The organism is Shinella zoogloeoides (assembly GCF_020883495.1).
GTDB lineage: Bacteria > Pseudomonadota > Alphaproteobacteria > Rhizobiales > Rhizobiaceae > Shinella > Shinella zoogloeoides.
Genome location: NZ_CP086610.1, coordinates 3,580,808 through 3,592,500 on the forward strand (window position 1 = coordinate 3,580,808; position 11,693 = coordinate 3,592,500).

Annotated in this window: 10 protein-coding genes (1 of these 10 cut by a window edge); 2 read left to right on the forward strand and 8 right to left on the reverse strand. The window is 65.9% G+C overall.

The features are described from left to right. Window positions 1-22 precede the first annotated feature (22 nt). From K8M09_RS17595 to hslV, 4 genes are all read right to left on the reverse strand, one after another. Window positions 23-970, reverse strand: coding sequence for a DUF1402 family protein (locus K8M09_RS17595; protein WP_160786114.1), 948 nt, complete (start codon window positions 968-970; stop codon window positions 23-25). Between the two features lie 182 nt (window positions 971-1,152). After that, window positions 1,153-2,457: an ATP-dependent protease ATPase subunit HslU gene (gene hslU, locus K8M09_RS17600; RefSeq protein ID WP_160786113.1), complete on the reverse strand. Its 1,305-nt coding sequence runs from the start codon at window positions 2,455-2,457 to the stop codon at window positions 1,153-1,155. 14 nt (window positions 2,458-2,471) lie between these two features. Next, window positions 2,472-2,966: a GNAT family N-acetyltransferase gene (locus K8M09_RS17605; RefSeq protein WP_160786112.1), complete on the reverse strand. Its 495-nt coding sequence runs from the start codon at window positions 2,964-2,966 to the stop codon at window positions 2,472-2,474. Continuing rightward, window positions 2,953-3,513 (reverse strand): ATP-dependent protease subunit HslV, encoded by a 561-nt coding sequence (gene hslV, locus K8M09_RS17610; protein ID WP_119257991.1) that lies wholly within the window; start codon window positions 3,511-3,513, stop codon window positions 2,953-2,955. The genes K8M09_RS17605 and hslV overlap by 14 nt, the downstream gene beginning before the upstream one ends. A gap of 285 nt (window positions 3,514-3,798) precedes the next feature. Here hslV and K8M09_RS17615 point away from each other — a divergent pair, with 285 nt between their 5' ends. Beyond that, window positions 3,799-5,967 (forward strand): malate synthase G, encoded by a 2,169-nt coding sequence (locus K8M09_RS17615; RefSeq protein ID WP_160786111.1) that lies wholly within the window; start codon window positions 3,799-3,801, stop codon window positions 5,965-5,967. A 241-nt stretch (window positions 5,968-6,208) separates the two neighbouring features. Here K8M09_RS17615 and K8M09_RS17620 read toward each other — a convergent pair whose 3' ends face one another. Then, window positions 6,209-6,871, reverse strand: coding sequence for a L,D-transpeptidase (locus tag K8M09_RS17620; protein ID WP_160786110.1), 663 nt, complete (start codon window positions 6,869-6,871; stop codon window positions 6,209-6,211). Between the two features lie 379 nt (window positions 6,872-7,250). Between K8M09_RS17620 and K8M09_RS17625 the strand changes: the two genes are divergently transcribed. After that, window positions 7,251-7,781 (forward strand): MmcB family DNA repair protein, encoded by a 531-nt coding sequence (locus K8M09_RS17625; protein WP_160786109.1) that lies wholly within the window; start codon window positions 7,251-7,253, stop codon window positions 7,779-7,781. Here the strand turns inward: K8M09_RS17625 and K8M09_RS17630 are convergent, their stop codons facing one another. The 3 genes from K8M09_RS17630 to hrpB all read right to left on the reverse strand — a co-directional run. Then, on the reverse strand, window positions 7,782-8,351 hold the full coding sequence (locus K8M09_RS17630) for an ActR/PrrA/RegA family redox response regulator transcription factor (protein WP_160786108.1): 570 nt from the start codon (window positions 8,349-8,351) through the stop codon (window positions 7,782-7,784). Between the two features lie 77 nt (window positions 8,352-8,428). Further along, window positions 8,429-9,730, reverse strand: coding sequence for an ActS/PrrB/RegB family redox-sensitive histidine kinase (locus K8M09_RS17635; RefSeq protein WP_160786107.1), 1,302 nt, complete (start codon window positions 9,728-9,730; stop codon window positions 8,429-8,431). Between the two features lie 11 nt (window positions 9,731-9,741). Then, a protein-coding gene (gene hrpB / locus K8M09_RS17640; protein ID WP_160786106.1) for an ATP-dependent helicase HrpB crosses the window boundary here: on the reverse strand, window positions 9,742-11,693 show its 3' portion. The gene runs 520 nt beyond the window's last position; only the last 1,952 of its 2,472 coding nucleotides appear in the window; its start codon lies off the right edge, out of view; the stop codon is at window positions 9,742-9,744.

Here is an 11,693-nt window from a genome sequence, read left to right on the forward strand (position 1 = left end):
TGAGCCGAGAGGTGGGCGGAAGTTAGAGCAGGCCTTCGAGTTCCGCCAGCTTGTCGTTGATCAGCCAGCCGTAATAGTTCTCTTCCGGCCAGGTCGCCTCGCCGGCCGCGCGGTGTGCGGAAAAGGCGCTCGCGCGGGCATCGGGATTGCCGATATTGTAGAGCGTCGCCGTCAGGCCCGGATTCTTCGAGATGTCGACGCCGGCGATCTTCCGGTAGGCGTCGATGGAACGGCGGATCGCGGCGGCCATGTAGGCGAGCGAGATATCCGGGTCCATGATCGCCTGGTAGACGCCGGCCGCATCGTTCTCGTCGAGCTTGTCGTAGCCGGAGATGCGGGCGACGTCATCCGTGAGCGTCAGCGCCGTCAGCGGATTGATCTGGCCGAGGCCGAAGGTCTGGCCGGCATAGAAGGGCTGGAAGAACACCGCGCTGAAGCGGTTGTTCGGGAAGGACGTGCCGCCGACCGTCTTGCCCTTGAAGCTGCGGTTCCAGACGCTCTCGCGGCAGGTCCACAGCGCGTAGGAGCCTTTCTTGGAGGCGCACTGGGCAAATTCCGGCCGCGCGACGAAGTCGCCGATGGATTCGCCGTCATAGGCGAAGCGGAAATTGCCGGTGTAGGAGGCGGCCTTCACGTAATAGCTCTGCAGGCGGTCGTAGGCGTCGACATTATAGGTATGCTCGCCGACGATGGCGCCGACCATGTGGATCGGGGCGATGCCGTATTTGCCGGCGATCGACTTGATCTTGCCGGTGAGCTGGCCGTCATTGGCGATGAGGTCGCGCACCTTCTCGTACTTGGCGTCGAAGGAGGTCTTGCCGGCCTTGGTGCGGCGCATGGAGGCGCCCGGAATGTTCGGCTGCTCGGCGTTGCGGTTGCCGGGCGGCACCACGTCGAGCGCCAGCGCCGTCGTCTGGCTCTGGACAAAAAGGGCGGCTGCAAGGGCAAGCACAGGCAAGAGCTGTCGCACGGTTCACATTCCCGTCTGGTCTAATCTGTCGGCGGATGGCGGCGACCGATGCACGACAATCGTGTCGGAATGATGCCAGGCGCGCGGCAAAGGCGTAAGGCCGGAGCGCCCCTCCTGTCGAGGGGCGACACCTTCAAAAATGCGGCACCGGCGGCCGCTAGCGGGTCACCGGTGCCGAAACGTCACAGGATATAGCGCGACAGGTCCGTATTGGCCGCCAGCGTGCCGACATGCTTGCGCACATATTCGGCGTCGATGAGGAGGCTGTTGCCGCCCTTGTCCGGGGCCTCGAAGGAGATTTCGTCGAGCACCCGTTCCATCACCGTCTGCAAGCGCCGTGCGCCGATATTCTCGACGGAGGCATTGAGTTGCACGGCGACGTCCGCCAGCGCGTCGATACCGTCCTCGGTGAAATCGAGCGTGACGTCTTCCGTCAGCATCAGCGCCTTGTATTGGCGGATGAGGCTTGCCTCCGTTTCCGTGAGGATGCGGCGGAAGTCCTCCTTGGTCAGCGCCCTGAGCTCGACGCGGATCGGCAGGCGGCCCTGAAGTTCCGGCAGGAGGTCCGAGGGCTTGGAGACATGGAACGCGCCCGAGGCGATGAAGAGGATATGGTCCGTCTTCACCGGCCCGTATTTCGTCGCCACCGTCGTGCCTTCGACGAGCGGCAAGAGGTCGCGCTGCACGCCCTCGCGGGAGACGCCCGCGCCCATGCCGCCGTCGCGCGCCGCGATCTTGTCGATCTCGTCGATGAAGACGATGCCGTCGTTCTCCGCCGAACGGATAGCCTCGCGCTGGATCTGCTCGTTGTCGAGCAGCTTGTCGGATTCGTCGTCGATCAGGACCTTGTAGCTGTCCTTGACCGTCGTCTTCACCTTCCTGGTGCGCCCGCCCATCGCCTTGCCGAACATTTCGGAAAGGTTGAGCACGCCGATATTGGCGCCGGGCATGCCGGGAATCTCGAAGCCGCCGGGCGTGCCGCTGTCGGCGATGTCGATCTCGATTTCCTTGTCGTCCAGCTCGTTGTTGCGCAGCTTCTTGCGGAACGAATCGCGCGTCGCCGGCGAGGCGGTCGCGCCGACAAGGGCGTCGAGCACCCGTTCTTCGGCGTTCATATGGGCCTTGGCCGTCACCTCGGCGCGCTTCTTCTCGCGCACCAGGCCGATGCCGACCTCCACGAGGTCGCGCACGATCTGCTCGACGTCACGGCCGACATAGCCGACCTCGGTGAACTTGGTCGCCTCGACCTTGACGAAGGGCGCGCCGGCCAGCTTGGCGAGGCGGCGGGAAATCTCCGTCTTGCCGACGCCCGTCGGGCCGATCATCAGGATGTTCTTCGGCATCACCTCGTCGCGCAGGTCCGGCTCGAGCTGGTGGCGGCGCCAGCGGTTGCGCAGCGCGATGGCGACGGCGCGCTTGGCGTCGTGCTGGCCGATAATGAAGCGGTCGAGTTCGGAAACGATCTCGCGGGGCGAAAAATTGGACATGGGCTTTTCCGTTTCTAGCAACGGTCCCGGGCCATCATCAGCGCCGGGCCGTCCTCTGTCATGCGTTGATCGAAAGCATGGAATCCGGCCTTTTCATAGGCCCGGATGGCATGCGCATTGTCCGGGTGGGGATCGAGCACGATCCGCTCCACACCCTCGTCGAAGACCTTGGCCGCGAAGGCGTCGATCATCGCCGGCCCGTGACCGATGCCGACCATGTCGGCAAGGCCGATGAACTGGTCGATACCGACAGTGCGGTCCGGCCGGTCGCCGAAGGAGAAATCATCGGCTGCAATCCGGTAGGATTGCAGGTAGGCGAAGGGCGTCCCGGCATGAAGAACGATGAAGGACGCCATTGCCGGATCGTCGAAATCCTCGGCAATGCCGGCGACTTCCTTCGCCGGCTCGCCCCACCAGCGCCGGACATGCGGCGCGTTCAGCCAGCGTTCCAGCATCGGCAGCTCGTCCGCCGTCACCGGCCGGAAGGTGTAGAGGTCAGCGGTCGGCATCCAGCGTTTCCACCACGACATTGTGGTTGGTGTAGACGCAGATGTCGCCGGCGATCTGCATGGCGCGGCGGGCGATCTCCTCGGCCGACTTGTCGGTGTCCATCAGCGCGCGGGCCGCGGCATAGGCATAATTGCCGCCCGAGCCGATCGCCATGGTGCCGTGCTCCGGCTCCAGAACGTCGCCATTGCCGGTCAGCGCCAGCGTGACGGACTTGTCGGCAACGAGCATCATGGCTTCGAGGCGGCGCAGGTAACGGTCGGTGCGCCAGTCCTTGGCAAGCTCCACGGCGGCGCGCATGAGCTGGTCGGGATATTGTTCCAGCTTGGCTTCCAGCCGTTCGAGCAGGGTGAAGGCATCGGCGGTCGCGCCGGCGAAACCGGCAATGACGTCGCCCTTGGCGAGGCGGCGCACCTTGCGGGCATTGCCCTTCATGACCGTCTGGCCAAGGCTCACCTGGCCGTCGCCCGCCATGACCACCTTGCCGTCCTTGCGGACGGTGATGATCGTCGTGGCGTGCATGGAAGCGTAGGGGTCGTGTTCACTCATGGATGGACCTTTCGGGCCCGGATACCGGGCAGGGCACCGCCGGCGAGGCGGCTTCGTTGCCATCTATGTAAGCAGCGCTTCGGCAATTGCAAACGGGGACGGAAGGGGAGATTTCCGGGGTAATTTCGCCGTGCCGGAGAGGAAGAACGGCGCACAAAGTATGATTTTATCCCAAGTGGAATAAATTCTTTATGCCCTTGCCGAATTGACTATCAATGAAAGCTCCTGAAAGTGACAGCATTCGGGATACTCCCCCATCGTCCCGTCCTTCGGAGAGCTTTTCACATGACCTATACGGAAAAAGCCGGTCTTTCGATCGATAGCGCCCTTTATGATTTTCTTGTGAAGGAGGCGCTGCCCGGCACGGGCGTGGACGCGGAACGCTACTTCTCGGATTTCTCCGCGATCGTGCATGACCTTGCGCCGGAAAACCGCGCGCTGCTCGCCAAGCGCGATGCGCTGCAGGAAAAGATCGACGCCTGGTATCGTCAGAACGGCGCGCCGTCCGACATGGCCGCCTATGAGGCCTTCCTGCGCGAGATCGGCTACCTTCTGCCCGAGGGCGACAAATTCTCCGTGACGACGGACAATGTCGACCCGGAAATCGCCGTCGTCGCCGGCCCGCAGCTCGTCGTTCCCGTCATGAACGCGCGTTATGCGCTGAACGCCGCCAATGCGCGCTGGGGTTCGCTCTACGACGCGCTCTACGGCACGGACGCGATCCCGGAAACGGACGGCGCGGAAAAGGGCAAGGGCTACAATCCGGTGCGCGGCGCCAAGGTCATCGCCTGGGCGCGCGGCTTCCTCGATGACGGCGCGCCGCTGGCCGGTGCTTCCTGGCGCGATGCGGCGGGCCTTTCCGTCGAGGGCGGCAAGCTGGTCGTGGCGCTGACGAACGGTGGTAAGACCGGCCTTTCCGACGAGACGAAGTTTGCCGGTTATGCCGGCGACGCCGCAGCGCCGACGCGCGTTCTCCTACGCAACAACGGCCTGCATATCGAAATCCGCATCGATGCCGCCACGCTGACCGGCAAGGACGATGCGGCGCATATTTCCGACGTCGTGATCGAATCGGCGCTGACCACGATCATGGACTGCGAAGACTCCGTCGCCGCCGTCGATGCCGAGGACAAGGTCGTCGTCTACCGCAACTGGCTCGGCCTGATGAAGGGCGACCTTTCGGAAGAGGTCGTCAAGGGCGGCAAGACCGTCACGCGCCGCCTCAACCCCGACCGCACCTACACCGCGCCCGACGGCTCTGCGCTGACGCTGCCGGCCCGCTCGCTGATGCTGGTGCGCAATGTCGGCCACCTCATGACCAATCCGGCGATCCGCGACCGCGACGGCAATGAAGTGCCCGAGGGCATCATGGACGCCATGGTCACCGCGCTGATCGCGCTCAACGACGTCGGCCCGAACGGCCGCCGCCAGAATTCGCGCGCCGGCTCGATGTATGTCGTCAAGCCCAAGATGCACGGTCCGGAGGAAGTCGCCTTCGCCTCCAAGCTCTTCGGCCGCGTCGAGGCCGCCGTCGGCATGGCGCCCAACACCATGAAGATGGGCATCATGGACGAGGAGCGCCGCACGACGATCAACCTCAAGGAGGCCATCCGCGCCGCCAAGGAACGCGTCGTCTTCATCAATACCGGCTTCCTCGACCGCACCGGCGACGAGATCCATACCTCGATGGAAGCGGGTCCGATGATCCGCAAGGGCGACATGAAGCAGGCCGCCTGGATCGGCGCCTACGAGAACTGGAACGTCGATATCGGTCTCGAATGCGGCCTGTCCGGCCATGCGCAGATCGGCAAGGGCATGTGGGCCATGCCCGACCTGATGGCCGCCATGCTGGAGCAGAAGATCGCCCATCCGAAGGCCGGCGCCAACACCGCCTGGGTTCCCTCGCCGACGGCCGCGACGCTGCATGCGACGCACTACCACAAGGTCAATGTCGCCGAGGTTCAGGCCTCGCTGCGCTCGCGCCCGCGCGCCAAGCTCTCCGACATCCTCTCCGTTCCGGTCGCGGTTCGCCCGAACTGGACGCCGGAGGAAATCCAGCGCGAGCTCGACAACAATGCCCAGGGCATCCTCGGCTATGTCGTGCGCTGGATCGACCAGGGCGTCGGCTGCTCCAAGGTTCCGGACATCAACAATGTCGGCCTGATGGAAGACCGCGCGACGCTGCGCATCTCCGCCCAGCACCTCGCCAACTGGCTGCATCACGGCGTCATCACCGAGGCGCAGATCCTCGAGACGATGAAGCGCATGGCCGCCGTCGTCGACGGGCAGAATGCGGGCGACCCGCTCTACCGCAACATGGCCGGCAATTTCGAAGGCTCCATCGCCTTCCAGGCGGCCGTCGAGCTGGTGCTGAAGGGCCGCGAGCAGCCGAACGGCTATACCGAGCCGGTCCTGCATCGCCGCCGCCTCGAGCTGAAGGCCGCTGGCGGCTGAGGAAGAGCCGGTTAGCGGTCGATCCCGCCGGCAGGCCCCTCATCCGCCTGCCGGCACCTTCTCCCCGCAAGCGGGGAGAAGGGACATGCCGCACCGTGCTGGATTTCGGGAAGCCCTTGCCTCCTTCGCCTTCTCCCCGCGTGCGGGGAGAAGGTCGCGGCAGCGGGATGAGGGGCACCGCCATACGCAAAAGGCCGCCGGTCATCCCGGCGGCCTTTTGCTTGATTGCGATACTCCGTGCTTACTGCTGGACGACGACGCGGGCACTCGTGCCGGGACGCACGCGCTTGTAGAGGTCGATGATGTCCTGGTTCATCAGGCGAATGCAGCCCGACGAGGCGGCGGTGCCGATGGAGGCCCATTCCGGCGTGCCGTGCAGGCGGAACAGCGTGTCCTGGCCCTTGTCGTTGAAGAGATACATGGCGCGCGCGCCGAGCGGGTTCTTCAGGCCCGGGCCCATGCCGTCCTTGACGTAGCGGGCGACTTCCGGCTTGCGGTCGGCCATTTCCTTCGGCGGATGCCAGGTCGGCCATTCCTGCTTCCAGGCGATGTAGGCCTCACCCTGCCAGGCAAAGCCCGACTTGCCGACGCCGATGCCGTAGCGCACGGCCTTGCCGCCGGGCAGCACATAATAAAGGAAGCGGTTCGGCGTGTTGACGACGATCGTGCCCGGCTTCTCGCTGGTGGCGTAATCGACGATCTGCCGGTGATACTTGGTGTTCACCTTGCTGATCGGGATCGCCGGCAGGGCGTAGCCATTGTCCTCAACAGCGCCATAGTCCGATGTGAAGATGGCATTGGTCGCCACCTTTTCGCCCGGACCGGACGTGGAGGAAGAAGAGCAACCGGCGAGCGTGACGGCTGCTGCGAGGCCGCACAGAAGGAGGGCATTGCGGAGGCGCATGGGATTCTCTTGGGTCAGGGAATTAGGAAGTTCCGTGGCGCAGAACTTTCATCGATCATGGTTTATTTTCGATTAAACCGGTCAATGCAAGCGCGTGCGCTGCGGCATGGGCCTGCGCTTGAGCAAAAAATCGGGGGAGTGTTTTTTTGCAACAATATCGCCCGGTTTCCGCCGCTTTCGCCGCACCCGACGCCATGCCAAGCACGCCTTTGCCGCCCGTTCAACGGCCTTTTCGCCCGCCGGCCCGAAGCCGCACAGGAACCGGGCGGCGCGGTTAACGGAGTCTTGCCTGAGTCGCGGCGGCACGGGCCGTCTTAACTTTTCGCCGGCCGGGCAGGCGATTCGCGCTAGACTGCGATTCGATCCCGAGGATTTCCAGATGACGATCGTCTCGCTGCACAACGACAATCCGCTGCTCGACGGCCGCCAGTCGGACCGCGCCATGATGGTGCGCCGCGGCGTCCAGCGCATGCTGATGGAGATGCGCCACGCGGTTCTGCCGGAACTGACGCTGGCGAGCGGCCGGCGCGCCGATCTCATCAGCCTTTCCGACAAGGGCGAGATCTGGATCGTCGAGATCAAGACGTCGATCGAGGATTTCCGCGTGGATCGCAAATGGCCGGATTACCGCCGCCACTGCGACCGGCTGTTCTTCGCCACCCACAAGGACGTGCCGCTCGATATCTTCCCGGAAGATTGCGGCCTCATCCTTTCCGATGGCTATGGCGCGCATATGCTGCGTGAGGCCCCGGAGCACAAGCTGTCGGCCCCAACGCGCAAGGCGGTGACTTTCGCCTTCGCCCGCGTCGCCGCGGGCCGGCTGCTGCTTGCGGAATTCTCCATGGATGCCCGGCGCGAGGGGCCGGACATCTCCGCCATCGTTTCCGGCCGCCGGGACGAGCCGGCCTGACTACTTGGGCGCGCGCTTTGCCAGGATGCGCTGAAGTGTGCGGCGGTGCATGTTGAGACGGCGCGCCGTCTCGGAGACGTTGCGGTCGCACATTTCATAGACGCGCTGGATATGCTCCCAGCGAACGCGGTCGGCCGACATCGGGTTTTCCGGCAGTTCCACCTTTTCCCCGGGACGCTGCGTCAGCGCGGCGAAGATATCGTCGGCATCGGCGGGCTTGGCGAGATAGTCGACCGCGCCGAGCTTCACCGCATTCACCGCCGTTGCGATATTGCCGTAGCCGGTCAGCATGATGATGCGCGTGTCGTCGCGGCGCTGGCGGATGGCGGCGATGACGTCGAGGCCGCTGCCGTCGCCGAGGCGCAGGTCCACGACGGCGTATTTCGGCGGGTTCGTCTTGGCCTTGGCGATGCCCTCCGCCACGGACTCGGCCGTATCGACGGCAAAGCCGCGCGTTTCCATGGCGCGTGCGAGACGGCGCAGGAAAGGCGCGTCGTCATCGACGAGAAGAAGGGAGGGATCCGGCCCGATATCGTCGGTTGCCGTCTGCGGTTCGGTGTTTTCTGTCATTTTTCTTCTTCCGTGGCCGGTTTTCGTCCAGTCTTGATCGGCGTCAGCTTATCACCCGTTAGAGAGAGTGGGTAAAGTCATTTCGCACCCTTGGCCTCCATGCGGGCCCGCGGCCAATCGACCGAGACGCGCGCGCCCGGCCGGTCGCCCGTGCGGTTGCCGAAGGTCAGTTTCGCGCCGGAGCGCTCCAGCAGCGTCTTGGCGATGAAGAGGCCGAGGCCGAGGCCGCCGGCCCGCTCGTCCTTCTGCCGCTTGGTGACATAGGGATCGCCGATGCGCTGCAGGATATCCGCCGCATAGCCGTCGCCGTCGTCCTCGATGACGATCGTCACCCGTTCCGGCGTGTGGCCAACGGTGACGGTCACCTCCTCGCGGGCATGGTCGACCGCGTTTTCGAGCAGATTGCCGAGGCCGTAGAGAATGCCCGGATTGCGGTTGCCCACCGGCTCGCTCTGCCGCTCGCCGTTTTCGACGAGATTGAGCCGGATGCCGAATTCGCGGTGCGGCGCCAGAACTTCTTCCATGAGGGAGGAAAGCGGCAGCACCCGCATATGCGCCTCGTCCTCGGTGGAAAGCGTCGTCAGCCGGCGCAGGATATCGCGGCAACGCTCGCTCTGGCTGCGCAGGAGCTGCACGTCTTCCCTGAAGCGGTCGTCGCTCCCCAGTTCCCGTTCCATTTCGCGGGCGACGACGCTGATCGTGGCGAGCGGCGTGCCCAGTTCATGCGCCGCCGCCGCCGCCAGTCCGTCGAGCTGCGAAAGATGCTTTTCGCGCTGGAGGATGAGTTCGGTCGCGGCCAGCGCATCGGAAAGTTCCGCCGCTTCCTGCGAGACGCGGTAGGAATAGAAGGCGGCGAAGGCCGTGGTCGAGACGATGGCGAACCAGAAGCCGGCCGTCAGGATCGGCGGCACGACGAGCAGCGTGCCGGGAAACCATGGCAGCGGGAAAGGCGTGAAGGCGAGCGCCGTGATGCCTGCGACGGCAAGCCCGCCGAGCGTCAGGCTGAAACGCACCGGCTGCAGCGACGAGGAGATGATGACCGGCACGCAGACGAGCGGCGCGAAGGGGTTCGCAAGGCCGCCGGTGATGAAGAGTAGTGCCGTGAGCTGGCAGAGATCGAAGGCGAGCAGCAGGAAAGCCGCTGCCGGCGTGAGGCGATGGGCCGGCGGAAAGCGCACGGCAAGGAAGAAGTTCACCGCCGCCAGAAGCGCGATCAGCACCGCGCTCGGCAGAAGCGGCAGCGGAAAATCCAGCCAAAGCGCAACGACGATGACGCTAATCGACTGGCCGGCTACCGCCAGCCAGCGCAGGCGGATGAGCGTTTCGAGGCGAAGCCGCCGGCCGGAGCCCTCGAGGTCGAGATCCTGATAGAATGTCATTCCCGTCTCCTTCACGTGCCGCGCGGCTTGGCGCGCGTCGTCGGCATGGCCCCGGCCGGGTCCTCCGGCCAGGGGTGTTTCGGATAGCGCCCGCGCATGTCCGCGCGCACGTCCCGCCAGGACCCGGCCCAGAAGCCGGGCAGGTCCCGCGTCGTCTGGATCGGGCGGTGCGCGGGCGATTGCAGTTCCAGAAGCAATGGCAGCCGCCCGCCGGCGACGGCCGGATGCTGCTTCAGCCCGAACAGTTCCTGCACGCGGATCGCCAGCACCGGCTCCTCGCCATCGTAGCGGATCGGATGGCGCTGGCCGGTGGGCGCTTCGAAATGCGTGGGCGCGAGCCGCGCCAGATCGCGCTGCACATCATAGGGGACAAGGGCAAGCAACCCCTCCTGCAAACGGCCCGGCGAAATATCGTCGATGCCGCGCGCCGCCTCCTGGAAGGGCGCGAACCAGTCGTCGAGCCGCGCCAGCAGCGCGTCGTCGCTCGTATCCGGCCATGGCGTGCCGATCGAGCGGTGCAGGAAGCCGATCCGGTCGCGAAGCTGCGCCGCCTCGCGGGAAAAGGGCAGGACCTGAAGCCCGAGCTGGCGCACGCCATCGGCCAAGGCCTGCGCCGCCTTCGGTCCGCCCGGTCGCGGAAGCGGGGTTTCCTCGATGATCATCGCGCCGAGCCGCACGACCCGCCGCGCCCGTACCTGCCGGCTCGTCCGGTCGAAAACGCATTGATCCTCGCGCACGATCTTTTCGGCAAGCTCGGCCTCGACGGTGGCGCGATCGATTTCCGCCGCCGCGAGAATGCGCTGCCGCCCCGCCTGCCCGGTGAGGTCGGCGACGACGATCATCTCGGCACCCGCCAGCCGCTCGGTCTCCGGCAACTCGCCGCCGCGCCCGTTCGCCATGACAAAACGCCCGCGCCCGCCGCGCTGCAGGGCGACGCGATCGGGGAAGGCATGCAGCAGCAGCGCGCCCGGCGTGCTTGCCGCGGGGGATGCGGCCTTGCCGAAACCGTCCGCCATGCGCTGCGCCAGCCGCTTCGCCGCCTCGGCCCGCTCGCCGCGTTCATTGGCGAAGCGGCGCAGGCGCTCTTCTATATCCACGGCCGAACCGCCGAGACCCTGTTCGGTGAGCAGCACCGCCAGCCGCGCGGCGGCGGCCTGCTGCCCCTCATTGGCGGCATGAAGAATCATCGCAGCCAGCCGCGGCGGCAGCGCAAGCTCGCGGATGCGTTTTCCCGCGGGGGTCAGCGCACCGGCCTCGTCGAGCGCGCCGAGCAGGTGAAGCAGGCTGCGCGCCTCTTCCACCGCGGCGGCCGGCGGCTGGTCGACCAGCCTGAGATCCGCCGGATCGCTGACGCCCCAATGGGCAAGGTCGAGCATGAAGGAGGAAAGGTCGCTGGACAGAATCTGCGGTGGCGTGAAGGCCGGCAGCGCCGCCGTCTGGCCGGCATGCCAGAGCCGGATCGCGATGCCCGGCTCCGTTCGCCCGGCGCGGCCGGCGCGCTGGTCGGCCGAGGCGCGAGACACCCGCACCGTCTCCAGTCGCGTAATGCCCGTCGCCGCCTCGAAGACCGGCAGGCGCTGCAGCCCGCTGTCGATGACGATGCGCACGCCGTCGATGGTGATGGAGGTTTCGGCAATCGACGTCGCCAGCACGATCTTGCGCGTACCGGCGGGGGCTGGGCGGATCGCGGCGTCCTGTTCCTTCTGGCTGAGATTGCCATAGAGCGGCACCACCGTCGTCTCCGCGCCGAACCGGCCCTCCAGCCGCTCGGCCGTGCGGGTGATCTCGGCCTGTCCGGGCAGAAAGGCGAGGATCGACCCACTCTCCCCGCGATGCGCCTCCATAATAGCGCGCGCCATGCCGTCTTCTATACGCTCGCCCGCCGGCCGGTCCTGATAGCGCACATCGACCGGAAAGCTCCGCCCCTCGCTGAGGATAGCCGGCGGATTGTCCAGCAGCGCCG